At 41.3% G+C, this 26503-nt stretch carries 19 protein-coding genes; 10 read left to right on the forward strand and 9 right to left on the reverse strand.

Features of this window, described 5'->3' with window-relative positions; all coding sequences use genetic code 11:
* Position 1: 1 nt before the first annotated feature.
* On the forward strand, positions 2-1012 hold the full coding sequence (locus AC1DYB_RS26030; protein WP_477439305.1) for an LLM class flavin-dependent oxidoreductase: 1011 nt from the start codon (positions 2-4) through the stop codon (positions 1010-1012).
* A gap of 93 nt (positions 1013-1105) precedes the next feature.
* Here AC1DYB_RS26030 and AC1DYB_RS26035 read toward each other — a convergent pair whose 3' ends face one another.
* On the reverse strand, positions 1106-1678 hold the full coding sequence (locus tag AC1DYB_RS26035) for an HD domain-containing protein (RefSeq protein WP_477439307.1): 573 nt from the start codon (positions 1676-1678) through the stop codon (positions 1106-1108).
* A gap of 288 nt (positions 1679-1966) precedes the next feature.
* On the opposite strand from AC1DYB_RS26035, the gene AC1DYB_RS26040 reads away from it, so the two are divergent.
* Positions 1967-2824: a phosphatase PAP2 family protein gene (locus AC1DYB_RS26040; protein ID WP_477439309.1), complete on the forward strand. Its 858-nt coding sequence runs from the start codon at positions 1967-1969 to the stop codon at positions 2822-2824.
* A gap of 57 nt (positions 2825-2881) precedes the next feature.
* On the opposite strand, the gene AC1DYB_RS26045 is transcribed toward AC1DYB_RS26040, so the two are convergent.
* Complete coding sequence (locus AC1DYB_RS26045; RefSeq protein WP_477439311.1) at positions 2882-3607, reverse strand: LytR/AlgR family response regulator transcription factor; 726 nt, start codon at positions 3605-3607, stop codon at positions 2882-2884.
* 22 nt (positions 3608-3629) lie between these two features.
* Positions 3630-4691, reverse strand: a complete 1062-nt coding sequence (locus AC1DYB_RS26050) for a sensor histidine kinase (protein WP_477439313.1) — start codon at positions 4689-4691, stop codon at positions 3630-3632.
* Between the two features lie 256 nt (positions 4692-4947).
* On the opposite strand from AC1DYB_RS26050, the gene AC1DYB_RS26055 reads away from it, so the two are divergent.
* Positions 4948-5538 (forward strand): DUF4202 domain-containing protein, encoded by a 591-nt coding sequence (locus tag AC1DYB_RS26055; RefSeq protein WP_477439315.1) that lies wholly within the window; start codon positions 4948-4950, stop codon positions 5536-5538.
* A 132-nt stretch (positions 5539-5670) separates the two neighbouring features.
* Here the strand turns inward: AC1DYB_RS26055 and AC1DYB_RS26060 are convergent, their stop codons facing one another.
* The gene (locus AC1DYB_RS26060; RefSeq protein ID WP_477439317.1) at positions 5671-8364 is read right to left on the reverse strand and encodes a GH116 family glycosyl-hydrolase; all 2694 of its coding nucleotides are present in this window, start codon (positions 8362-8364) and stop codon (positions 5671-5673) included.
* Positions 8365-8830: 466 nt separating this feature from the next.
* Here AC1DYB_RS26060 and AC1DYB_RS26065 point away from each other — a divergent pair, with 466 nt between their 5' ends.
* Positions 8831-9883 (forward strand): alpha/beta fold hydrolase, encoded by a 1053-nt coding sequence (locus AC1DYB_RS26065; protein ID WP_477439319.1) that lies wholly within the window; start codon positions 8831-8833, stop codon positions 9881-9883.
* A gap of 355 nt (positions 9884-10238) precedes the next feature.
* The gene (locus AC1DYB_RS26070) at positions 10239-12188 is read left to right on the forward strand and encodes a sigma 54-interacting transcriptional regulator (protein ID WP_477439321.1); all 1950 of its coding nucleotides are present in this window, start codon (positions 10239-10241) and stop codon (positions 12186-12188) included.
* Positions 12189-12234: 46 nt separating this feature from the next.
* Here the strand turns inward: AC1DYB_RS26070 and AC1DYB_RS26075 are convergent, their stop codons facing one another.
* Positions 12235-13608 (reverse strand): alginate export family protein, encoded by a 1374-nt coding sequence (locus AC1DYB_RS26075; protein ID WP_477439323.1) that lies wholly within the window; start codon positions 13606-13608, stop codon positions 12235-12237.
* A 450-nt stretch (positions 13609-14058) separates the two neighbouring features.
* Between AC1DYB_RS26075 and AC1DYB_RS26080 the strand changes: the two genes are divergently transcribed.
* From AC1DYB_RS26080 to AC1DYB_RS26100, 5 genes are all read left to right on the forward strand, one after another.
* Positions 14059-14835: an alpha/beta hydrolase gene (locus tag AC1DYB_RS26080; protein WP_477439325.1), complete on the forward strand. Its 777-nt coding sequence runs from the start codon at positions 14059-14061 to the stop codon at positions 14833-14835.
* A gap of 13 nt (positions 14836-14848) precedes the next feature.
* A complete protein-coding gene (locus AC1DYB_RS26085) occupies positions 14849-16651 on the forward strand; it encodes an amidohydrolase (RefSeq protein WP_477439327.1) in 1803 nt (600 codons plus the stop codon).
* Positions 16652-16679: 28 nt separating this feature from the next.
* Complete coding sequence (locus tag AC1DYB_RS26090; protein ID WP_477439329.1) at positions 16680-17687, forward strand: MBL fold metallo-hydrolase; 1008 nt, start codon at positions 16680-16682, stop codon at positions 17685-17687.
* A gap of 33 nt (positions 17688-17720) precedes the next feature.
* Positions 17721-18653 carry an alpha/beta fold hydrolase gene (locus AC1DYB_RS26095; protein ID WP_477439331.1) on the forward strand — a complete coding sequence of 311 codons (933 nt, stop codon included), beginning with the start codon at positions 17721-17723 and terminating at the stop codon, positions 18651-18653.
* A gap of 451 nt (positions 18654-19104) precedes the next feature.
* Positions 19105-21159: a histidine kinase dimerization/phosphoacceptor domain -containing protein gene (locus tag AC1DYB_RS26100; protein WP_477439333.1), complete on the forward strand. Its 2055-nt coding sequence runs from the start codon at positions 19105-19107 to the stop codon at positions 21157-21159.
* A gap of 42 nt (positions 21160-21201) precedes the next feature.
* On the opposite strand, the gene AC1DYB_RS26105 is transcribed toward AC1DYB_RS26100, so the two are convergent.
* From AC1DYB_RS26105 to AC1DYB_RS26120, 4 genes are read right to left on the reverse strand one after another with little or no spacing between them, the layout of a single operon-like run.
* Complete coding sequence (locus AC1DYB_RS26105; protein ID WP_477439335.1) at positions 21202-22473, reverse strand: cation:proton antiporter; 1272 nt, start codon at positions 22471-22473, stop codon at positions 21202-21204.
* An 11-nt stretch (positions 22474-22484) separates the two neighbouring features.
* Positions 22485-23303, reverse strand: a complete 819-nt coding sequence (locus AC1DYB_RS26110) for a serine acetyltransferase (protein WP_477439337.1) — start codon at positions 23301-23303, stop codon at positions 22485-22487.
* Between the two features lie 9 nt (positions 23304-23312).
* Positions 23313-25238 carry a family 2A encapsulin nanocompartment cargo protein cysteine desulfurase gene (locus AC1DYB_RS26115; protein ID WP_477439339.1) on the reverse strand — a complete coding sequence of 642 codons (1926 nt, stop codon included), beginning with the start codon at positions 25236-25238 and terminating at the stop codon, positions 23313-23315.
* Positions 25222-26142, reverse strand: a complete 921-nt coding sequence (locus tag AC1DYB_RS26120; RefSeq protein WP_295718984.1) for a family 2A encapsulin nanocompartment shell protein — start codon at positions 26140-26142, stop codon at positions 25222-25224. Before AC1DYB_RS26120 ends, AC1DYB_RS26115 begins: the two co-directional genes overlap by 17 nt.
* Positions 26143-26503 lie beyond the last annotated feature (361 nt).

Below are 26503 nucleotides of genomic sequence, written 5' to 3' on the forward strand. Positions count from 1 at the left end.
CATGAGTTCAAAATCAATCCATGAACTGGTCTATTCAGTTCTCGACCTGGCAACTGTTGTTGAGGGGCATTCCATTGCAGATACTTACCGCAAAAGCCTTGAAAATGCCAGGCAGGCAGAGGAGCTTGGTTATAAGCGTTACTGGTTCGCCGAACACCATAATATGATCAATGTTGCCAGCTCGGCTACTTCTGTGCTAATTGGTTATATCGCAGGAAATACAAATACCATCCGGGTCGGTTCAGGCGGAATTATGCTGCCAAACCATTCGCCGCTGGTAGTTGCTGAACAGTTTGGCACCCTGGCTACTTTATACCCCAACCGGATTGACCTTGGTTTGGGCCGGGCGCCGGGCACAGATCAGGCAACTGCAATGGCTATCCGGGGAGAAAATATGAATGCTTCATTTTATTTTCCGCGGGATGTGGACAGTTTGCAAAAATATTTTTCCACCGAAAATGCCGGCGGTAAAGTGAGGGCAATTCCGGGCGAAGGAATTGAAATTCCTATATGGATATTGGGATCCAGCACCGATAGCGCCAGGCTGGCTGCAGCGAAAGGACTGCCTTATGCTTTTGCCAGTCATTTTGCGCCTGCCTATTTCATGGAAGCAATTAAAATATATCGGGAAAACTTCATACCGTCTGCGCAACTACATGAGCCTTACGTAATAGCCTGTGTGAATGTGGTTACTGCGGAAACAGATGAAGAAGCGGAGCACCTGGCCACTTCAGTAAAACAGCTGTTTATGGGAATAGTTACTGGTAAAAGGCAATTGCTACCGCCGCCCGTAGATAGTATGGAAGAGGTTTGGAATGTATTTGAGGAGGAAGCAGTTATGCAGATGCTGGCCTATTCCTTTATCGGCAGCAAAGAAAAGATCAAAGCCATGATGGTGGACTTTGTACAAAAAACTGGCATAGATGAAGTAATGGCAACTTCTCATATCTATGACCATGAGGCCAAACTAAATTCCTACCGTTTATTTGCTGAGGCTTTAAAGTTGCCTTAATCTTAATTTAGAGTAGGGGATATTGAGAAAGGTAAATTATGTTGTCGGAGAGAGGACGCATTATAATTTAGCTGCGCTGATATTTTTTCAAATCTAAATTTTTATATTTTTTAGTTTTAGCTCCTGCAGAACAGTTTGACCATAAGTAGTGAAATAGCTGTGCTCAATTAAAAAGTCGATATTAAGTAATTTCCAGTCTTTATCTGAAAGTGTTTTATGGAGATAAAACGCCCATTCGTCACGGAGCCTTTGTTCATATCTCTTATAATCGGGTTTGGCAAGGTGGAAAAGATCCGCATCACATATTATACATTCTGCCAGGTTTTGTGGATTTTGAGGTGCCCGGGTTGCAGCGATCAAAGCACATATCTGCACAATATATTCTTGGGGGCAATGTAGCGGTTGAAGAAAGTTTTCGGCAATAATAATGCTCTCAGCCTCATGATCGTGGTAGCTGATGGTATAACCGCTATCGTGAAACCACGCGGCTATCTGTAATAGTTTTATGTTTTCTTCGGCCAATCCTGACTGTTCTCCTATCAAGGTTACCGCTTTAACAACATCCAGGGTATGAGCTTTGTCATGAAAACAGAGTTCTTTAGGAAGCCTGGCACTAAAAAGTTCAGTTATATATTCCCCTGCTTTCTGTTCGATCAATGATAGCATAAAAATAAATTGCAAGTATTATACTGTTTAATTCTGTAGAAATGTTGGATATTTTACTTTAAAACCGATATAGTGTGACTCATTTTACACCGCCTGCACATAACTTCCTGATCCTATCTAAAAACGGGGTCTGATGATCCTTTGTGCTTTTGGGGGCAATTTGAAATCAAGACCAGTTGTTGATTTTATTAAGATAAATACGGTTAGTAGTTTAGGCCCATGGCAATTTGTATATTATTGGATTAACGTGATCCAGGCCGATATTCATCAGATTTAAGTCATATCTTGTTGATTAAGAAATTCTACAGAAAATATTCAGGATTACGGGGTAAAATTGGTATTCACCCACTGATATTGGTTACCATGTTTCTAAGAAAGATACTTTTTATTATCATTTTAACGGTTCCTACAGCTTTACTTGCGCAAGAATTGCCAGCCATCGACTCCCTGGTATCTGCACGCCCTAAAACCCTGGTAACCCGGTTTAACGAATCTTTTATTTCATATATCCCTCCGGTCGCCTTTATCACCTATGGTGTACTTTCTTTCCATGTTAATGGAATTAGGCAAATTGATTATGATATACATAATGACAGACAAGCTGATCATCCTGGATTTAAAACAAACCTGGATAATATCAGCCAGTTTTTACCCGCAGTTATGGTTTATGGTCTAAATATAGCAGGAGTAAAAGGGAAGCATAATTTTGCCGATAGGACTGCGCTGTACGTACTCTCAGAGGGAATTTTTGCAGGGTCCACATTTATTACTAAGAAAACGAGCAACCGTTTAAGACCAAACGCTGCCGACCGATATTCCTTTCCATCAGGACACACAGGCAACGCTTTTGCATCAGCAGAATTTCTTAACCAGGAGTACGGGGATATTTCGCCATGGTATAGCATTGCAGGTTATACCATTGCAGCTACAACGGGTGTTTTAAGAATATATAATAATGAACACTGGTTTAGCGATGTTGTAGCAGGAGCGGGGGTAGGTGTTTTATCTACCAAACTGGCTTATTTGATATATCCGGTTATCAAAAGGCAATTTACCCATGGCAAACAAAATCCAGCAGTGGGGACAATAATTATCCCTACGTACCAGGATCATGTTATTGGTTTAGCATTTGTTAAAACCCTGTAACACCTATCACTATATTTTATCATTGTTTTGTGGTTCATAATGTAGCAATCTGAATTTTCATTTATTGCCTGATTGAGCAATTAGCGCTTTCTCCAAATCATCTTTAAAGTTTCGCCCGATGGGGATTTGATGCCCATTTAAAACAATGCGGTTACTCTCCAGGCGTTTGATCTGATGAATGGATACAATGAAAGATTTGTGTACCCGCACAAAACGCTTTTTTGGGAAAATATCCAGCATCGCTTTAATTGAACCTTTCAATAAGATTTTTTCTGATTGCGTATAAATAATGGCATAATCTTTCAGTCCCTGGATGTGTGTAACCTCATTAAAGTGAAGTTTTATGCGCTGAACATCGCTTTTGACAAAAATAAAATCCATGTCTTCACCAGCAGGGATACCCTCTATATTGACATGCTGCGCTTTCAAAGCCTGGAATTCCCTTATTTTTGTGATGGCTTGTTCAAAACGTTTAAAGAATATAGGTTTTAATAAAAAATCAATCACACCCAATTCATAACCTTCAAAGGCGTAGTTACGATAGGCAGTGGTAAATACAGTTAGGGGTGGGTCTGAAAGTGCTTTCAGAAATTGAATACCTGTCATTTCCGGCATCTCAATGTCCAATAACAATACGTCGGTCTGGTGATTTTCCATATAATGCAAAGCTTCTCCCGCATGTCGAAACAGCGACACGGATTGTACATAGTCCATTCTTTTTAAGTAACCGTCTAATATTTCAAGCGCAAGCGGCTCATCGTCTACCACTACAAATTTCAACATCGTTTTCAAATTAAGTCCGTCTTTACAGTTCAATTACCAGTTTGGCAAAAAAGGTATTTTTTTTGTCTTCAAGCTCAAGAGAATGTCGGGCCGGATAGAGCAGATCCAGTCGCTTTTGTAAATTATCGATCCCAATTCCTCCCTTACTATTACGAACAAATAAAGGTGATTTTGCGTTTTCTATAGTTACCGTCAATATTGACTGATCCAACCCGATGTTTACCTTCAACCAGCCATTTTCAGTCTGTTTGCTCAATCCGTGTTTAAAAGCATTTTCTACCAGTGGCAATAAGAGCAGCGGAGCAATTTCCTGCCCATTCATTTCACCCGGGGTAGTTAGTTCAATAGCTGAGTCAGCACTAAACCTAAGCCGTTCTAATTCAATGTAATTGTGGAGGTAGGTGATCTCTTTTTCCAGTAACACCTTTTCAGCTGTACTATCATACAACATGTATTCCATCATTTCTGACAGTTTGAGCACTACATCCGGTGCGAGTTCTGATTTTTTAAGTGTTAGCGCGTACAGGTTGTTTAATATATTGAATAAAAAATGCGGGTTTACCTGGGCACGAAGAAAATTAACCTCAGCATTGAGTTTTTCGACCGTAATTTTCTGAATGATGAGTTGCTGCCCATACCAATCGATGCTTAATTTGAGTGCCAATATTAATCCAAGATACCATAAGGTGCTAAAAAAGTTATAGGATAATGCTTCCATTAAATGGCTGCTACGCATTGGGCCCACCACATAGCCATAGAGGTAAAAATCAAACAGGCTTTGAGCTGTTAAATACCCCATCACAGAAATGATAATTGCCGTAAAATAGGCAAGGTACCGCTTCTTTAACAGGTACCTGGGTAAAAAGTATTGCAGGTTAAGATAAGCGATCACGATGAGCAGCACAATCCGGCCGGTAACACAGGCTACAAAATAAGGCATGCTTGCTTTATAAATGAGATATTTTTTCTCATAAATGAAGAACCCGGTAATTAGCACCCAATAGGCGCCATGCATCAGGGCATGCTTTAATGTGATGCTGCGTTTTGAAAACGGCAACTTAAGCGATTTATCCAGAACATCCATTTTGATATGTCATTATCATTCATCATAAAAGAAACTAAAAGCGTTCGATCCACAAAATTATATCGACAAACGGCACAAATAGTAGAGGAATATAAGGATAAAAAGGCTGATGTCTATTATTCCAGTTGTTGGTCAGGAGCATGCCTTTCAATCTCTGCCTGTGGTATTGGCCGAAAATCACAGTTATCTTTATAAATGGTTTTGGCAGTCGGTAAACTATAGTAGCTTTATAAATAATTAACTTTTTTTTCAACCGATGAGTAGATTAAGTAAGGCATTTGAGCTTTTTGACGCTTACAATAAACAAGATCCCCGCAGTTTTACATGGGAAAGTGAAAACCAACTACAGGAATATTTTTTCGCTGTTAAATTATATGAATGGGTTTTAAAACTAAACCCCAATGCTACTGACGAATTACTATTAGCATCCAGAAGTCAGCATATCGGGAGATGGGAAATCCCGCGTGAAGATTATCCGGACGGACGTCAGCACTATCTTAAATGGCGCAAGAATCTTGCCCAGCTCCATGCTGCTATTGCCGGTCGTTTAATGAAAGAAGCCGGATATGAGGAAGAAACATTGGATCGGGTTAAACAAATCATCCTTAAGCAAAGAATTAAAGTTGATCCCGATGTTCAAACAATGGAGAATGCACTTTGCCTGGTGTTCCTGCAATTACAATATGAAGACTTTAGTAAAAAGTACGAGCATGAACCAGAGAAAATAATAAACATTCTCCGGAAATCATTATTAAAAATGGATGAGAATGGGCATCGGCTTGCACTGAAATTACCTTATTCAGAAAACGGACTTTACCTGATCAATAAAGCGTTAAGCAGTCTGTAGTTATTCTATGTAAGTAAAACCTGAATTTGCAATGCGGAATATTGGTCTATTATGGGCCGCGATCATATTTCCTTCATGTTGAAGGCAATTAATAATGGCATAAAACTGATCCCCAATGGTAGACTGATATAATTAAATTGAAATCATTAAAAGTTCGTTGGTTTTTATGTTTGCTGCTTGTGGTAGTGTCACCAAAATAGTTGTGCCCGTTTGGATAAAATCAGCGGAGACTTTTTGTCCATTCATCATCACCAAAATATGGTTTACTTTTTGTTCGTCCATTTTTTCCAGGCTAATTTTCTGTAATTGCAACGAACCGTATTTTACTTCAAAAAGATGCTCCTGTTTACCACCTGTCTTCGTTTGGGAGTAAGTGCCCCAGCTTTGAGCCGCAGTAAAGGGAGATTTGAAATTTTCCTTATCCCATTTTGGCGCAAAACGAATAAAACCTTTAGGGCCATGGTATTCAAAACCACAAGCAGTAATAAAAGTTCCGTAGCTGGCCATGGCCCGGCCATAATGGTCACTACATTCAATTTCATTAAAGGGATTGCGCTTAAAAGCATGGTATCGGTCATGAACCGCCCTTGTTAAAACCAGAGCTTCGTCTGTCATTCCTTCGGCCATCAGGTGACTTGAAACCTGATGTTCAAATCCGGTCATGCATTCATAAAAATAGCCCATTTGCCAGGTTGCTGATTCCCCATAGGGATGGGGTTCATCTTTGGGGTTCGTATTCATCACCATGCCACTTTCGCCGGGCAAAGCATAGGGGCGCCAACCCGAATGTTGTTTCTCAAACGGACCTACATCTTGCATAAAGTTATATTTCCAGAGTGCCTTTAAAGCGCTGAGCGTTTTTTCTCTATCGTTAATTCGGCCCAGCCCCACCTGCCATGCCCAACTTTGCCCCAGCACCTGATCGATATGGCAGGTATTGTACGACCCGATCCCTGCCCGTCCTTTCACCGCATCAGGTCTGTGAATGTAATACTCACCGTTAAATAAAAGATCATCCATATTTTTTATTCCCTTTGCTGCATATTCTTTGCATCGGGCAGCAAAAACCGCGTCGTTCATTTCTTCCGCCATCACGCCGCCTGCCTTTACAGCAGCAATGCACAACCCCACGATCCAGGCAATTTCGCCGTCCCAAATTGCATCCAGGGTATTTTCCATTGGGGTATCCGTCATGCCGTCACCATTCTTATCCGCGTTAATGATAAACTGCGTCGCCTTTTTAATATTTACCCAATTGTTTTTTAAAAATGTGCTGTCGGCACTCATCTGGTGTTCGCGCAGGCAGCCCAAAACCCTGCCGGCCTGCCCATCAATAGCGGGTCGCTTATTATATTCCCCCCTAAACCATATACCACCATCTTCCTGAAGGGAGATGCCCAGATCTACCAGCTGGCGGTTGTCCCGTTCAATGCCGGGAAATATCCTGCCGATGGCCTGTGCATATTGCCATACGTGCGTGCAATTACCCTCACAGGCCCCAACGCCTTCCCATGCCCATGAACGCCCGGTTTTGAACCGATGGGAGGTAGTAGTGGCTAATGCAGAGATATTCAAAAATGTTCGTTCCAGGAACCAATGTGGCAAACTTGAATTGTGCCAGGTATCATTCCATAGTTTTGTTTGAGATGTTAGATACGAGAAGCTATTAGCCACATAATCCGCAACGGCCAGGGCATCAGAAAACTTATTCAGGTAATAATGCCCTGTTCTTGCATCTGGAACATTTATACGGTTGCCTACATTAGGAAAATGCCAGCTAATGACAAACTCTTTTTTTATACTTTCCCCTGGTGATAGCTGTTGTGATGAAACTATACCTGCAATTAATTTTTCATCGGCATTAACAACCGCCTTATTTGTTGTTTTTGAGTTTAAAGATGCAGCAGAAAAAGGAAGTGAAAAAGAAGAAATACCCAGAGCATTTTTTCCGATGAATGATAAACACATCGAACCAGTATCGCCGGCATCACTATACTTTGCTTTATCCACGGGTTTGAAGGTAGAAAACACCGCCACCTGGTCTGTTTTGTTAATTACTGTATTTACCCTTTTCCCATCACCATTTGCAGTTGCTGAAAATTTATTGACTGCGTTTTCAAGCCAGCCTACTATTTCTATCTCAATAATTTCTGTTCCTGTATTTCTTATTTCAAAAGACTGAACAGTTACCGGAATATTAGAGTTGTCCTCATCCAGCGGAATAAATGGAGAAAACGCCGTCAGTTTAATATCTAACGGCAATTTATCATCTATGTAATGAACAACGGCCAGGGGGTAGGTGGCTTCAAATTTTATTTCATCCCAATCGCCCTGATGAATGCGTTTTGTTATCGTATTTCCCTGGTATTTAACTTTGATAGCAAAACCCTGCTCCAACGGGCGGATGTCCTTTGATGGCTGTATATAGCAGGCTCCATCACGTGACCGTACTTTTTCGCCCATCCCCTGAACATCATGATCCCATTTAACCACCTTAGGTTCAATACCTTCCTGGTTTTTATTGAAGATATCCCATAGCCACAACCGGCCGTCGCCGCCTAAATACAAGGTACCGCAGTTGATACCTCCTACAGGCATACCGATGTATTGCAGTTCGTTTTTAGTTTTCAGATAGGTTGTTGTCGTTCCTCTGTTATATAAGGATTTTACCCGTTCCTGATCCAGATTTTTATCTAATTGTAAGGGGCCATTTTTTGTTGCCCACCTTACCTTAGGACTTGCCATTACCGGTACACGAGCCACCAGCAAACCTGCAGTAATAATACCTGTATTCTTTAAAAAATCACGGCGCTTGATATTTTTCATTACCAGATTATATTTTTACTATACATAAAATCTCTTTTAGGCGCCAATATCCCCAGATCTGGAGATTTTGTCCAACCTTATTGCATTCCAAAAATCAGGTCAAAACCACGCAACAAAAATTGACCATTTCAATGTACCATCCGTCAGTAGGCAATGAAATTATCATTACATTTTTTTTAATCAAAAAAACACGCAATATGATGGTCTATTAACGCGGAATGCGCAAAAGCTAACATACTAAAATAATCAGTTGCGAATGAGAAAAATATATTTATTGAAATGGAGAATACTAATAGGTCCATTAATCCTCCTCAGCACTGGAGGCAAGACTTCAAGCAAAAAAATTCAGGATTAAAAATGACCATTTCGCGGTCAATTCGGTCCGGTTGAACTATTTGAAGATTGAATAATGCACAAAATGGGGATATTTTTGAATAATCAAATCAAACAACTAAATAAAAATATCATGTCAAATCCACTCAATTACAGCCGCCGGTTCTTTTTAAGCTTCACAGCTGTTATCATGGCCGCTGCATCGTTCGTACTGATCGGTTCAGCAAATGCACAACCCGCCAACCAAAAGCTTGCTGATGCGAAAAAAGCCGGGCAGGAAGCCAATGACCCATTTAATAATATAAAGCAGATTAATGCAGGAGTTTTAAATGTTGGGTACGCTGAAGTTGGCCCAAGCGATGGAAAGCCGGTAATTCTGTTACACGGCTGGCCCTATGATATTCATAGCTATGCCGAAGTTGCACCTTTATTGGCCGCAAAGGGCTACAGGGTAATTATCCCATATTTGCGCGGCTTCGGAACAACCCGTTTCCTTTCAGACAAAACCTTCCGGAACGGCCAACAATCAGTTATCGCCTTAGACATTATTGCTTTAATGGATGCGTTGAAGATAAAAAAGGCAATTATAGCAGGCTTTGATTGGGGAGCGCGTACTGCCGACATCATGGCCGCCCTTTGGCCTGAACGCTGCAAAGCCCTTGTTGCTGTAAGTGGTTATTTAATCGTTAATCGCCAAACAAACCTACAGCCTTTACCTCCAAAGGCAGAGCTGGGATGGTGGTACCAATATTATTTTGCTACAGAACGCGGTCGCACCGGCTACGATATCAACAGGCACGATTTTAATAAACTCATCTGGAAAATTGCCTCACCGAAATGGAACTTTGATGATGCCACCTTTGATCGTTCTGCAGCTTCCTTCAGCAATCCTGATCACGTTAGTATTGTGATTCATAATTATCGCTGGAGGCTAAGCCTGGCCAAAGGAGACCCTAAGTATGACTACCTGGAAAAAAGGCTTGCCACTGGCCCGGTCATCACCGTACCTACCATCACCATCAGCAGCGATTTTGACGGTGCGGCCGCGGACGGAGCAGCCTATGCTAAAAAATTCACAGGTAAATATGCCCATAAAATCCTTAATGGTATCGGCCACAATGTGCCCCAGGAAGCGCCACAGGCTTTTGCCGACGCGATAGTTGAAGCAGACGGCTATACTAATTAATATTGCTATGCTATATTTGTGAGGATTAAAATTAAAACGGTTATTTAAGCAAAATTTCAAACAGCGATATTTAGCTGTTTACACAATCGCCTACAACGATATATCGCTGTAGGCGATTGTGTGTTTGGAGTAACTATAATTAATGAAATCATAGTATAAACTTTCTGAATACAATAATGCGGGTTGTTTGAAAAAATCAGCTTGTTCTGCCTTTTTTCGTTTTAATGGCAGAGTTTATGATTTAATGCCACGAGATTTAAATATGAATTACATATTGTGACAACCTTTGAATTAAAAACAGAAAGATTTATCCAGCTTGAGCACCCGATCTTTATTAATAGTAAATTAGCAAGAGATGAACAGAAAAAATATTCTGATAGTTGAAGATGAATTCATCATAGCCGATGTTTTGCGTGAGATACTGCAGAATGGAGGTTATGATGTTTGCGGAATAGCCGACACTTTTGCTGAGGCCCTGGAGCTTGTAGAGCAACAAAAGCCAGGATTAGTGGTGCTTGATATTTATTTAAAGGGAAAAAAAACGGGAATAGACCTGGCTCATGTTTTGTCGGAAAAGAATATTCCATTTATATACATATCTGCCAACTCTAATCAAAAGGTATTAGAGGCAGCCAAAAAGACAAATCCATATGGATTTGTTGTAAAGCCATTTAGAGAGAAGGATGTACTGATAGCTTTGGATATCGCCTTATACCGTTATGAGAATAATCTGGAGAACGGTTTACGCCAAAATGCTGTATTTCAGAAAAGGATATCCCAAATACTGGAAATGGTATTGGGTTGGGAAGATAAAGTAATGTTGCTTGGCCAGGCCGTACAGCCATATATCCCTTTTGAATATATGTCGGTTGGGTTAACACCGGCCGGAATTCACGACTTTAATCAGCTTGGCTTTTTACGGGTGGGATTTGAAGAATATCAGGTGATTGGCCCCAGGGAATTAATGGTGATCACCCGGTTGAAGATGGGCGACCTGACTGCTATGCAAGCCAGGCAGGCACCTATAAAGATTGCTACCTGGTATAACGAACCCGAACTGAATGAGCTCCGCAGCGATGCCCCATTCATAAATTTCATTGCCAATACTTATGATTTAAAATCGTGTTTGGTATTACCGATTAGCATTAGGCATGACATTCAATTTGAGTTTCATTTTTTTAGCCGGCGCCCGGATGCTTATAATGCAGATCACTTGATGATGATTAATCGTTTTCAATCCTTATTGGGGAGTTTTATAAAGGCGATGATGGCTGATGGAAGCAATCCTTTTGGCACAAGTTTCATAGATAATACTGTGGTAAAGCCGGCTATACAGGCTCCCGGCCCCAATTTTTTTGAGGGGATTATAGGCAGCAGCCATTTGTTGCTAAATGTGTTTGATCAAATTATCCAGGTAGCGCCGCACAATTCATCGGTGCTGATATTGGGCGAAAGTGGCACGGGCAAGGAGAAGATAGCTGATCGTATCCATCAGCTTTCCCCACGTAAATTGAAGCCTTTTGTCAAAGTAAATTGTGCCGCCCTGCCAGCCAGCCTTATTGATTCTGAATTGTTTGGGCATGAAAAAGGATCATTTACCGGGGCCTATGAACGAAAAATAGGAAGATTTGAAATGGCCCACTCCGGAACTATTTTTTTAGATGAGATTGGCGAAATTCCGCTCGAACTCCAGGTAAAACTTCTCAGGGTATTACAGGAAAAAGAGATTGAGCGCATTGGCGGTAGGGTAACAATTAAAACTGATGTACGGGTAATTGCGGCCACTAATCGCAACCTAGAAAAGGAGGTGGCCGAAGGCCGTTTCAGGCTCGATCTGTATTACCGTTTGAATGTTATTTTGATAACTATGCCACCATTACGGGAACGAAAAGAAGATATCCTCGCGCTTGCCGCCCATTTTTTGGGTATATACAATAGGAAAGCAGGGAAGGCAATTAAAGGAATCTCAGACCTTGTAATGGAGAAGATGAAAAGCTACCACTGGCCAGGCAATATCAGGGAACTTGAAAATCTGATTGAACGGGAGGTACTACTCACCAGGGATGATACCATAAATACTATGGCTTTGCCTACTATGCCGGTTCAAACGGTTTTCCATGTTGCTGAAAACGGGGTTATCCAGACCATGAGCGAAAATGAAAGGGCCCATATTCTGTCGGCACTAAAAAAATGTAATGGTAAAATATGGGGTGAAGGCGGAGCTGCTGACCTGCTGAACCTACCGCCTACAACCCTCAACTCAAAAATGAAAAAACTGGGTATCAGAAAAGATTATACCGGATGATTATTTAAACAATATCGCCTTTGCCTGTCACCGCGCGGTAACAGTATTAAAATTTAAGCGTGATTGTACTCCCCAGCATTAAAATATCCTTACCCGGCCCAACTTCTTTTAAATAATCGCCTGCGCTAAACCAGGTTAGCTCCTCTCTAAAATACAGGAATTTGTTGGGCGTATATTCAAGGGCCGTGCCTAACTGGCGGCCTACCTTTTTTGAGGTTGTATTTTTACCCGAATAAAGTAACTTGCCATTTACGGCATACAAGCCATCATTCCTGCTCATTCGCCAAAAAAGGTCATAATCCTGTGCAATCACCAGTTTTTTTGATATCGATACCTGGAAATAGGGGTGTGCATCAAATAAATTCGATGGGCCAATAAGCGCAGCCAATCCAAAATAAGATCCCCTTGGGAAAAGCGGGTTAAAAGTATTTAGTTTACCATCCCTGTAATTTCTGTCACCGCTGATTGCTTCCGTTTTTAATCCTAACTGAGGCTTTAACCCCGCCTTGTTAAATGTATAGGAGATGTTGGACGACAAGGTCCAGGCGTTAATGTTACTGGTGCTCAATTTTCCAAACTGGTAAACGCCTTCAAAATCATATTGCCAGGTTGGCGAGTTCATAAATATTCTTGTTCCTACAGAGTGCCTGGTTTCCTGGCCGGCAATATCATCAAATACAGATGATTTCTTCCATAATCCAAGGTAATAAATATCTACATTTTGTATAAACGGCACATTGCTTATTGTTGCATATCCACCCCAAAATTTTGTATTGTGATTAAAGCCATCATCAAAAATACCTGGCTTTGCCTGCACATAGTGGGCATAAAACGCATCCAGTTTAAGTTGCCCGTAGGTATACATCATTTTTGCGGCATCAAATGATTGGCGGTTATTTGGTGCTTCTCTGACGGCTACCAATCTTTGCGATCCGTAGGACAATTCTTGTCGACCGAGCCGTAAAGTTAGTTTTTGATGTTTACCAAATGGGGTAGAAACGTCAATAAAAGCCTGGTGCAGATCAAGTGGGTTATTGTCAACCGGCGACGGGGTTTCCAATTGCCCGTTAGCTAAACTGCTTTGTAACTGCACAAATGTGCGAAAGTGTTTACCTGCATGAAAATCTACGTGGCCTAAATACCGGGTAAGTACAAAGCCGTCTTTATCATAAGGAACCGCGCCCCAATCTTCATTTTTAAAATAAAAATATTGGTAGCGCACCTCGCCGCCGAGGCTAAAATACGTGGTTTTATTGCTATTGATTGGAGTAAATTTCATTTCATGATACCAGTTTGTGCTGGTGTCCTTTGCCAGGTAGGTATAGTTTTCATCGTACCTAAGTGATTTAAATGAAGCATCCTGCGCAAAGCAAATACAGGATGAAAAAATGATGAATAGGCTTAGTATATTTCTTTTCATGATAAATAGATTTCTAAATAATAACATGATAGTAAATAGCCAAATGAAGTGCCTTTTATTTAAATTATTGATTATTAGTATTTTAATTTATTTGATTGCGAAATATTTACTTCATGTCGTGATTTGATGGCTGTACAACGAAATAAAGAAAATAGTAAAACGGGTGTATTCGAAGCTCACTTTCCCTTATAGCATTACAGACAATATCATTGACCGGATAGGCAGATTGGGCATCAATCAGCTTTTCTTCTCCATAATGATCAAGTTCATTTTCTAAACTATCTATAACCTTTACTTTATTTCGCTGCTTTTGAGCGTGTGATTACGACATGAAGTAAGTTTTCTTTTAAGAATAATCATATCTATTTAATATACAACACATTATATTATTGGTATTGCGGTTGTGTTCAGTGGTCAGGTCAAATAATGATTAACGAACACATTCATCTCATGAAAACCACATCCAAAACCATTGTTTTTATCACCGGGGCCTTTGTAGGTGCATCCTGCTGGGATCAGTGGAGCATATTTTTCGAAGCCAAGGGCTATAAAACATATGCTCCTGCATGGCCTCATAAGGATGCGCCGGCATGTACCCTTCGGCAAAGGCACCCCGATACTGCGATCGCGAGGCAGCGGCTGGCCGATTTAACAAATTATTACGACGGGATTGTTCGGCAACTGCTGGAAAAACCAATTCTTATTGGTCATTCTATGGGCGGACTAATTACCCAGCTTTTGGTGCAGCGCGGACTCGCTGAAGCGGGAATTGCCATTCATTCTCTGCAGCCCCAGGGTGTCATGACCTTTAAATTTTCCTTTTACAAAGCAGGCTGGGGGCCGTTAGGCTTTTTTACATCTACTGAAAAATCATACCTGATGTCATTTACCGAATGGCAGTATGCTTTTACCAATGGTATGAACTACGAGGATCAGAAAACGGCTTATTATGACCTGCTGACGCCTGAATCAAAATTGGTTGTGCGGGACGCCATCACCAATGCCGCCAAGGTAAATTTTACCACTCCTCATGCACCGCTACTATTCCTGGCCGGCGGTAAGGACAACTTCATCCCGGCCTCTCTCAATTTTTCAAATTTTAAGAAATACCAGGACGCAGGTTCTGTTGCCGATTACAAAGAATTTGAAAATGCCAACCATTTTGTATTGGGCCAGCCCGGGTGGGAGGAAAAAGCCGATTACATTTTAAACTGGATAAAAGCTTAAAACCACAAAAATTATGGAAAATAGTTATAACTCAAAAAAAGGTGCATGGCGGTTTTCGGTCATGCTGGCGGTGCTATGGACATTAGCAGCCCATCTATCACATGCACAGCAAAAAGCCGACCTCATCATTTATAACGCTAAAGTGGCCACCATGAGCCAGCCCGGAGAATTTAAACAGGCTATAGCGGTAAAAAATGGGATCATCCTGGCAACTGGCACCACCAGTCAATTAATGGCCGGCTACAAGTCGTCATCTACAAAATTGATTAATGCAGATGGCAAAACGGTGATCCCCGGATTAAATGACAGCCACATGCATGCCATAAGGGAGGGCCTTAATTTTAATATGGAACTACGTTGGGATGGCGTTAAAACGCTTAAACGGGCGATGGAAATGCTCAAAGAACAGGCTGCCAGGACACCACAAGGTGCATGGGTAAAAGTTGTAGGCGGCTGGAACGAGTTTCAATTTGAAGAAAAAAGACAACCTACCATTGATGAAATTAATGCGGCAGTGCCGGATAAGCCGGTGTTTATTACCTACCTGTACGGCAAAGCGTTTTTGAATAAAAAGGGAATACAAGTGTTGGGGTACGATAAAAATACAAGTTATCCGGGTAGTGTTGTTGAACTGGACAAAAACGGAAACCCTACCGGTTTGCTTTATGCTAAAGAAACCCCCATGGCCATTTACAAAACCCTGGCGCTTACCGGTACGCTTACCCCGGAAGAACGCATTAACAGCTCAGCGAATTTTTATCGGGAACTAAACAGTTTCGGTTTAACCAGCGTGGTTGATGCCGCCGGTGGCTCCCAAAATTATGACGCTGATTACCAGGCGTCGCTGGCATTGGCCAAAGCGGGAAAACTTACCGTGCGTACCGCTTATTATCTATTCGCGCAAAAAAAAGGAAAGGAATTTACGGACTATGAAAAATGGATTGCCCAGACCTATCCCAACAAAAATGATCATATTCTGATGGCTAACGGTTATGCAATGGAAGGCGCCGGAGAGAATTTAATCGCTTCGGGAGCGGATTTTGAAAATTTCCTGGAGCCAAGAATCGTCTTGTCAGACAGTATGGAAACCGATCTGGAGCCCATTATCCGCTTGCTGGTAAAAAACAGGTGGCCATTCCGCCTGCACGCAACTTACGGCGAATCGATCAATCGAATGCTGAATGTATTTGAAAAAGTGAACAAGGATATGCCATTTAACGGTTTAAGATGGTTTTTTGACCACGCCGAAACAATAACAGACCCTGAACTGGCACGTGTTAAAGCTTTGGGCGGTGGCGTGGCTGTACAATTTCGCATGTATTTCCAGGGTGAACTGTACACCAAAATGTATGGCCAGCCAGCAACGCAGCTGCCCCCTATAAAAAAGATGCTTAGCATGGGGATTCCTGTTGGCATGGGTACAGATGCACCCAGGATCTCTACTTATAACCCCTGGATGGCATTGCATTGGCTGCTAACCGGGAAAACTATTGGAGGGATGCAGTTTTGGCCAAAAGACCAGGTACTGGATAAATTCACGGCTTTAAAGCTATATACATCCGGCAGCGCCTGGTTCTCCGGTGAACAAAAATTGAAGGGAAAACTGGTAAAAGGCATGTATGCAGATATGGTGATCTTATCCGATGACTATTTCACAGCCAGTACTGAAAAAGTGAAGGCAATCAACGCTTTGGTAACCGTGGTAAATGGCAAAATAGTTTATGCTTCAGGTAAATATTCAGCTCAAAATCCATCCATCCCAGAAGTAATCCCGGCCTGGTCGCCGGTTAGATATTTCGGTGGCTATCAAAAGTAATTTATCAGTATCATCAATTAACAAAATCATGAAAAATCAAAATATAATCATTGTAGCAACTTTTATAATGCAATTAGTGGCGGCGTCTGTATCTGCCCAAATGGCGCTACCGCCCCAGGTGCCTATTTGGGACGCCAATAAAGTAGAACTAAAGCTGCAAAAGCTTAGCGACGACATTTACGCCATAATTCCTGCAACAGCCGAAAAAGAAACCTCAATGGGCGTTCCACAGGCAACAACCGGAGGCTTTATTATTGGTGCTAAGGGCGTATTGCTTATAGAAGTAATGCTAAGCAAACGGCTTTATAACCAGGAAGTAGCACTGATTAGATCTGTTACAGACAAGCCCATCATCTATGCGGTTAATACCAGTGATCATGGTGATCATTGCTTTAGCAATTACCTGTTGCCGGCTTCAACAACTATCATCCAGAACGAGTTTGCCAAAGAAAATCTTGCTAAAAATTACGATAATATCAAACAGTTTATGACTGCACTATTTGGGGCCAACCGAGGTATCGAAAACTCGGTTTACCGGCCTGCGGATATCGTGATACCTAAAAATAGTAACTTAAAACTCGATTTAGGTAACGGTAAGATAGTTGAACTTTTAAATGTAGGTACGGCGCAATCACCGGCAGATCTTTTTGTGTGGATGCCCGCACAAAAAATATTCTGGGCCGGCAATCCCTTTATCGCCGAAAGTCCGGCTATTCCCTGGTTGTTTGATGGCTATTTTCTGGAACCGGCCAACAACCTCAAAAAAGTGTATGATTTTTTACCTGAGGATGCAATAATCATTCCTGGCCACGGCAGGGTGACCAATAAAGCAGGCATCAAATATACTATTGATTATGTGGAAGCACTAAAGCAACAGGTAGAAGTGGCCGTTGACAAAGGCCTTACGCTGGAACAAACCAAAGAGACTGTAAAAATGAACGAATTTAACAAAGGCTATGCGCTGTTTAACTGGTTGCATTTCAACTTCAATTTGCCTAATGCCTATAAAGATATCAGCGACAACAAGAAACAATAATAAAAATTTAACCCCAACACAAATAAAACGATCATGAAAGTAACAAAACAAATTACATGTATGGCATTCGCTTGTTTGCTAACCATTTTTGCAACCGTAACATTTGCCGTAGGCGTAAAACCAGCTTTGCCACCTGCAGGTTTCAAAAATGAATACGCCACCGTTAACGGCGTAAAACTTCATTACGTTATTGGCGGCAAAGGCCAGCCATTGTTATTGGTGCACGGTTTTGGCCAAAACTGGTATATGTGGAACCGATTGCTACCCGAACTTTCCAAACACTTTACCGTGATTGCCCCGGATTTGCGCGGTGTTGGCGAATCTGGCAAACCGGCAGGTGGTTATGATAAGAAAAACATGGCCGTAGATATGCACGAGCTGATGAAAAAGCTTGGCTATCAGCATATCAATTTGGCCGGGCATGATATTGGCTTAATGGTAGCCTATGCTTATGCAGCACAATTCCCTGCCGAAGTTAAAAAGATAGCCCTGATGGATGCATTGTTGCCAGGTATTGAGCCAGTTTGGAGCCAGGTTAAGGCACAGGCCTGGTGGTTTGGCTTCTTTGGGCAACCACATTCGGGCGAAATTGTATCGGGCAAAGTTGGTTTGTTCTTTACAGATTTTTGGCCTGTAGTTGGTTTTCAAAAAAATGCTTTTACCCAGGCCGAAAAAAATGAATTTATCCGAGCTTATTCAGTGCCGGGGGCTACAACCGGGGCCTTTCATTGGTTTGGCCAATTTTCGCAGGACGCCAAAGATAATGTAGAATTTGCCAGGAAGAAACTACCGATGCCATTACTGGCCATGGGATCTGATCATTTTGCAGGTTCGTTTTTAGCAGCGCATTGTAAATTGGTTGCAACTGATGTACATGAGGCAATCATTAAAGATTCTGGCCACTGGGTGGTTCAGGAACAAACTGCACAGGTGCAAAAAGATCTTTTGGATTTCTTTTTAAACTAATAAGCAACCCTACTGGAGATGCCGGTTTAATTTAAAACTGGCATCTCATTTTAACGAATGCCCCAACCTACATTTTAAAAGCATAAATATTTTACGCAGAGCTTTTATTGTATCTTAAAGCGGCGGTAGGAAAAATTGAGATTACAATTGTTTTTTCAGCAGCAAGCTGCGATCTGGCAACATACTTTGGGCCATATTTGATTATCGCTTATTTTATTATTAACTATTTTTACAAAAGGTATATCTCCCGGCGCAAATGTATAAAGCTATATTTTTATTATTGATACTATACCTTTTCGCGATTCCGTGCCGGGGGCAGATCCTCAATGAGCATGACCTTCGAAACAATATCCGCTTAGCGAAAAAAAGTGTGGCGGATACTAATCAGTTAAAAAAACTCGGTGAAATTGGATTCTACTTTTTTAACCAGGCAGGAAACAATAAAAAAAAGATGGATACTGCATTGACTTATTTTAAGAACGCGCTTAATTTAAGCCAGCAGTTACATAAAACTGACGGCAAATACAGTATTGATAAAACTACTACCTATCTGGGCATGGTCTATATCGCCTTAAAAAACAGGGATAGGGGAAAGCAGCTTTATATGAAAGCGATTAGTAATTTTCATATGAAGCGACAAGTGGCATTCGAAGCGCGGACCTGGTATAAGCTGGGTTTATCTGCCATACAATACAGAATCGGTTATGATTCGTCTGCGCGTAATAGTTTAGCACTTGGCATTGCGAGTTATAAAAATGCCATAAAAATATACCATAAACTAAACGAAACCTCCGCCGAAATTAATGTTCGATACTCCCTTGCCGACGCATATTTTTTGTCTGATCATTCCGATTCATCTGAAAATGAATGTCTCGATATAATAAAAAACTACCAGTTTTCTGGCCGGAAAGAAATTTCGGGTGCCTTTATGTTGTTATCAACCCGAAACAGATATGAAGGTAACTACAATATAGCTCTACCTTATATTTTAAAGGGTATTGAATATTTGAAAAAAACGAATGACACCCTGAGCCGGGAAAGTTTTTACGGCGAATTAGCCTTAGTTTACCAGGAGCTTGGTCAAACCGAAAATAGTATCATTTGGTATCGTAAAACCATACAATTGAGGGAAAGAGTTCCAGGTTATTCCCAAACTTCCATCTTCCGGACTGTAGGATTCGTGGTACAGGGGCTTATAAAACAAAAAAAAATAAATGAAGCTTTAAATGAAATTCTTGCCGCAGAAAAACGACACCCACCCGAAAGTGATTTTATAAAAGGCACCATTGCCGAAATTAAAGGGTATTGTTACGAAGCGCAAAAAAACTTTCCCCTTGCCGAAAAGAACTATCTGGATATGATCAGGTTAATTACACCGGGACAAGACGAAAGTGTTTTTCTTTATATAGCCAGACTGGATATCGCTAAGTTTTATGTTCAGCAAAAAAAATATAAAAAGGCAAATCTTTACCTGGATGGACTGGCAGGTAAACGTTTTTTTGCATCCTACGAAAGAGATCTTCAATTCCTTTGGTATAAAATAGATTCGGCCAAAGGAGACTATCTTTCTTCTTTAAATCATCTTAGAAATTACAAAGCTACAAGCGACTCACTTTTTAGCATCATAAAAAACAAGCAAATAGCCGAAATTCAGATCAAGTACGAAACAGACCAAAAGGAGAGGGACATTAAGCTGTTAAAAAAAGATGGTTTATTGCAGCGCGAAAAGGTAATAAGGTCTGAAAATATGCGGAACATTACTCTTGGGGGACTTGTGTTGCTGATATTATTTATTGGGTTATTATATAACGGTTACAGGCTTAAACAGCGCAATAATGTATCGCTTAACCAACTGCTAAATGAAAAAGACAGGTTATTGCGAGATAAGGAATGGCTCATTAAAGAGATCCATCACCGGGTGAAAAATAATCTACAGATTGTTATGGGGCTGCTGCAGCGCCAGTCGGCTTATATCAATAATAATGAAGCATTAGAGGTTATCAAAAACAGTGAGAACCGTATGCATTCCATAGCATTGATCCATCAAAAGCTCTATCAGTCTGAAAGCTTGGACCTTATCAGCATGCCTGAGTACATTGACGAGTTGATCAGCTATTTGAAAGATAGTTATGATCTAGGCAATCGGATACATTTTGAAAAGCAAATTGATGTAATTAAACTCGATGTAGCGCAGGCAGTGCCTCTGGGGTTGATTTTGAACGAAGCAATTACAAATGCCATTAAATATGCCTATGCAAGCGATGAAACGGGAATAGTAAAAATTGCTTTAAAACGGATGAGCGATGGTTTTAATTATCTAACGATAATTGATCATGGCAAGGGCTTACCGGCGGGTTTGGATTCAGAAAATATTGGCACCCTCGGACTAAACTTGATGAAAGGCTTAAGCAAGCAATTAGGTGGCAAACTTAAAATTGAAAATTTCAACGGTGTGATAGTGAAAGTTTCCTTTAAAACGGAAAGCGCCGCCAGCTACAATATGTGATATAAATTTACAAGTGCATAACTTACAATGATTTATATAACATTATGGGCTTGGAGAATTTGCTACGGTTAATTGTAACTTTTGTTCCTTTAAAAAATAATGCTTCATAATGGGCCCTGAGATAATCATGGTAACTACCGTCATCACAACCAGGCCCTCAAACACAGGTTCGCTTATTATTTTTGCCTGCAGGGCCAATAAACCCAGCACAATTTCCTGCGATCCCCTTGCATTCATACCAAATGCTACTGCTATGGATTCATTTTTGCTCATGCCGCTCATCGCGCTGCCAATACCTGCACCTATGAGTTTGGCCAGGCAGGCAATAACCAGGATAATAAGTACTACTTCCAGGTTAAAATTGGCTATAAAATTTAATCTTAATCCTACGGAGGCGAAAAAGAGCGGAGCCAATACGTTAATGGTAAATTGATGTAGCACATGTTTATGTTTTTCCGTAAAATATTCAGAATCGTTGATGCCAACACCAACCAGGAAGGCGCCAAATATACCACGCACTCCAAGTCCTTCGGTAATGCATGCGCTGATGAGGCAAAGACAAACGGCCATAGTAAGTACCCGGCCTGGCTTTTCGCCCTTGCCGGCAATTGCCAATAGTTTATGTATAAGCCAACGGCCGCCTGTTAACATGAAAATTGCATAAAGTATAACTATGCTTACCGACCAAAATGAGGCTTCGCCTTTGCCAACGTTCATGAGTTGGATAATAATGGAGAATAGTATCCAGCCCAGAAAATCATCAACCATAGCAGCAGTTAATACAATGTTGCCTATGCGCGTGTTAAGAATATCCAGGTCGAGCAGTATTTTAGTAATCACCGAAAGCGCAGTAATGGAAAGCGCTGTTCCGAAAAATAACGAGGTGACTAATTGGTTATTAAAGCCATTGGCAAAATGACTTTGGTACAGGAACCATACTGCTGCAAAACCAATAGCAAAAGGGAATATAATACCCGTAAGACTTATGCTGATAGCTTGTTTGCCGTTCTGCCTTATCTGTTTCAGATCTACTTCAAAGCCGGCAATAAACATGAGCAAAATAATGCCAATATTGGCAATACCATCAAACGCTTCAAAAGCATGAGGGGTAGACAGGAAGATATCTTTAAAAACAGATGGGAATAATAATCCCAGCAAGGTGGGGCCAACAATGATACCCGCGAAAATTTCGCCAATAATAGCTGGTAGCTTATACCTGCGGCATAACTCGCCTAACAACCTCGCCGGGATCAGTATAATCAAAAGAATGAGCAGGAAATGAATTATCTCCGATGAGTTAAGTTTCGAAACCATGTTTAAAGAAATTATTGCAGGTTTTCTTTTACCTCAATTCGTAATTGATGAGTATTAAAAACATGCGAAAAGGGCTGTACGCTTTTTGTTAAAAACACACTGCCTCCAATTACACTGTGGTGGCCAATTACCGTACGGCCACCTAAAATGGTACTGCGGGCGTAAATAACTACATTATCCTCAACAGTAGGGTGCCGTTTGGTTTCGGATAATTCCTTACTCACCTGCGCGGCACCTAAGGTTACACCCTGGTATATGGTTACATGCTTGCCAATAATGCTGGTTGCGCCAATAACAATTCCGGTACCGTGGTCAATACAAAAAGGTACGTCGATTGTAGCTTTTGGATGAATATCTACCCCGGTTTTGCCATGCGCGTGCTCCGATAATATCCGGGGTAAAATAGGTATAGCCAACCGGGTAAGCTGGTGTGCTATACGATAAACCGCTATGGCGTAAAAGCCCGGATAAGATACAATTACCTCATGTACGCTGGTGGCGGCAGGGTCTTTTTCATATATCATGGAAGCATCCTGCCGCAGATCCTGGTAAATTTCATTCAATGAATCATAAAATAAAATAACCGCTTCCTCAATATCAATATCATTGGGATCGAGATAACTTAACAATATATTTTCAAGATCTATCTGGTTCTTTTTAAGATGACCGCCATAGATTGATAGTTTATTGGCATGGTTATTTGGAAACAGGAATTCAAAAAGATCAGATAACCAACCAACACATTGCCTGATCTTCGGTGTCGCTTCCCATTCAGCTTTATGGGTTTGATATAGCGATTGTATAAAGCTGTCAAATTTATCGTCTTTCATACCGGTATATTATCGTTTAAGGCTATGAAGGGTGTTCACCAGCAAATCAATTTCGGCACAGGTATTATAAAATGCCAGCGAAGGCCTAACTGTGCTTTCAACGCCAAACCTCCTAAGAATAGGCTGTGCACAGTGATGACCAGACCGTACGGCTATACCCTGTTGGTTTAAAGCTGCGCCTATCTCTTCGGTTTTGTAGCCATCTAATACAAATGATAAAACACTAGCTTTATCCGGGGCAGTACCTATCAGGCGTATTCCCTTTACTTCTCTTAACAATTGGGTTGCATAAACCAGTAAATAATGTTCGTATTGCGCTATAAGCGGCATCCCTAAACGACTTACATAATCAATTGCCGCACCCAGGCCAACTGCATCAGCAATATTACCGGTGCCAGCCTCAAAGCGGCCGGGGGCATCATGGTATTGGGTATGCTCAAAAGTTACATCTTTGATCATGTTGCCACCTCCCTGCCAGGGTTGGGTTTCATTTAATAAATCTTCTTTACCATAAAGTACGCCGATACCCGTAGGCCCAAAAACCTTATGGCCCGAGAATACAAACCAATCGGCATTTAAGGCCTGTACATCAACAGGCATGTGCGATACGGATTGAGCGCCATCTACCAGTACTTTAGCCCCGGCCAGGTGAGCAAGGTGCACAATTTGCGCGGCCGGCGTTACTGTGCCCAAAGCGTTTGATACCTGGGTAAATGACACCAATTTGGTTTTGGGCCCGAGGAGTTTTACATATTCATCTATCAATACCTGCCCGTCGTCATCCACAGGAATTACTTTTATTTTTAGGCCCTTTTTAGCAGCTAACTGCTGCCATGGAACAATATTGGCATGATGTTCCAGGTGGCTCACAATAATCTCATCGCCCGCATGCAGGTTTTGCTCGCCCCAGCTTTTGGCCACCAGGTTAATGGCTTCGGTTGCGCCACGAACAAATATGATCTCGTTTATGGAACCGGCATTTAAAAAAGTTTGTACCTTTTTGCGTGCGCCTTCATAAGCATCGGTAGCCCTTGCTGCCAGTTCATGTGCAGCACGGTGGATGTTGGAGTTTTCGTGTTTATAAAAGTAGCTGATGCGGTCAATTACCTGCTTAGGTTTTTGAGTAGTTGCCGCATTGTCAAGCCATATCAGCTGTTTTCCGTTCACCTGTTCCTGTAATATGGGAAAATCGCGCCTAACCAGGTTTACATCAAACGGCGGACTGATGATATTGCTGACGCCTGCCTGTTTAACTTTTCCCTGGTCTGATTTTACCGCAGGTAAGCCATGTTTATCAGATAAAAAGTAAAACGGTATTTCGGTAGCAGCAGGTGCACCGGTAAATGGCAAAGCGTTTGAAGGCCCCGATGTATTAATGTTGCTCAATATTTTCTTTAGCTCGATATCAAAGGCCTGGTCCTGCTGGTAAGGTAGCTGAAACAAGCCGTCGGGGGCAAAAGAAAGTTGCTCAACCGGGAACCTTTGCTTTAAGAGAAAATCTGGTATAAGATCTGTTTTTACCAAATAAGAGTCATAACTAAAACCAGGTCGCACCGGCAATTGATCGCCAAAAGCGGTGGGGGTACTACCAGAAACAGGTGCCGACGAATTAGGATGATTACTTAAATTAGGATCTGCAAAACTGGTTTGCGGATCCTTTAGGTTAACAGCATTATTCTGGTTAATGGCAGATGGCGCAATACCACCACCTCCAATTGTACTTGAAGGAATGGAGTGTATAGGCGTATTTACCTGTTGGGGCGGACTAAACAAGCCTTCATCACCTATATTGCCGGGTAATAAAAAAGGCTCAGGAGCTTGTTGCACAGGTAATTGGTTTACTAAGCCACCAAGTCCTGATTTAAAAAACTGATTAGCCAGTTGCTCCAGTTCCTGCAGGTTAAGTAAGTTATCCGGATTAATATTTGTACTCATGGTAATTGCTTAAATCAACATCTTCTAAAACGGCAATAGCATCATCAACCAAAACGGCTAAAGAGCAATAAAGCGAAACCAGGTATGAGGCAATCGCTTTGTTATTGATACCCATAAAACGGACAGATAAACCTGGTGACTGCTCGCCCGGAAGACCAGGTTGAAACAAGCCTACAACGCCCTGGCGGCTTTCGCCTGTCCTTAACAGGATGATCTTTGATTTATTATTTACGATAGGCAGTTTATCTGAAGGAATAAGCGGGATTCCTCTCCAGGTAATAAATTGCGATCCGAATAGTGAAACCGTTGGCGGTGGTACACCCCGGCGGGTACATTCACGGCCAAAGGCGGCAATAGCTAATGGGTGCAAAAGGAAAAAGCCGGGCTCTTTCCACACTTTGGTTATCAGTTCGTCCAGATCATCGGGGGTGGGAGGGCCCAGCCTGGTTTTAATTTTTTGTGATGGCGAAATACTGCTCAGTAGCCCGTATTCGGGGTTATTGATAAGTTCGCTTTCCTGCCTTTCTTTAACTATCTCAATAGTAAGGCGCAATTGCTCGCTGATCTGGTTATAAGGCTTACTATACAGGTCAGATACACGGGTGTGTACATCCAGTACCGTATTTACAGCACTCAGGTTGTATTCCCTGGGATTTTCCTCATAATCCACAAAGGTTGATGGCAGTTCACGTTCATCGCGCGAAGAGCAATCCACTTCTACATTGTTTGCATGTACCACCTTATTTAACCGATAAACGCCCGATTCAACCGGGATCCAATTGAGTAAATGGGTTAACCACCGTGGCGTAATAGTTGATAATTGTGGAACGGTACGGGTTGCTACCGCTAACTGCCTGGCGGCTACATCACCAAGGGCCGTTTGTTTTGCTTTTTGCTCTGCCATTTTTTAGATAATAGGAGTGTGCTTTAAATAATGATTTTAATGTGCCGTAAAAACAGAATTACATGACATACAATTATAGTATATAAATTCTATAGATTTTATATACTATTGAATTTTATTACAAAAAATAATTTTTAAAGGAGTGCTGATACTATAGTTCAGCTATTTTAAGGTTGAAGAGATAGGGGACACAGCGTTAACTTCATGGTAATTAAATGGGGCTATTTAATTGTTAATGGATTTGGTAATCCGGTATTATTGCCTAAAAATGAATGCTTCAACACCTGCAATTTATTTGAAAAATAACAAAATGAAATAAATTATATAAAGTCTATAGGAATTATAGTTTTTAATATATATT

It is taken from the genome of Mucilaginibacter sp. P2_A4 (assembly GCF_056405015.1).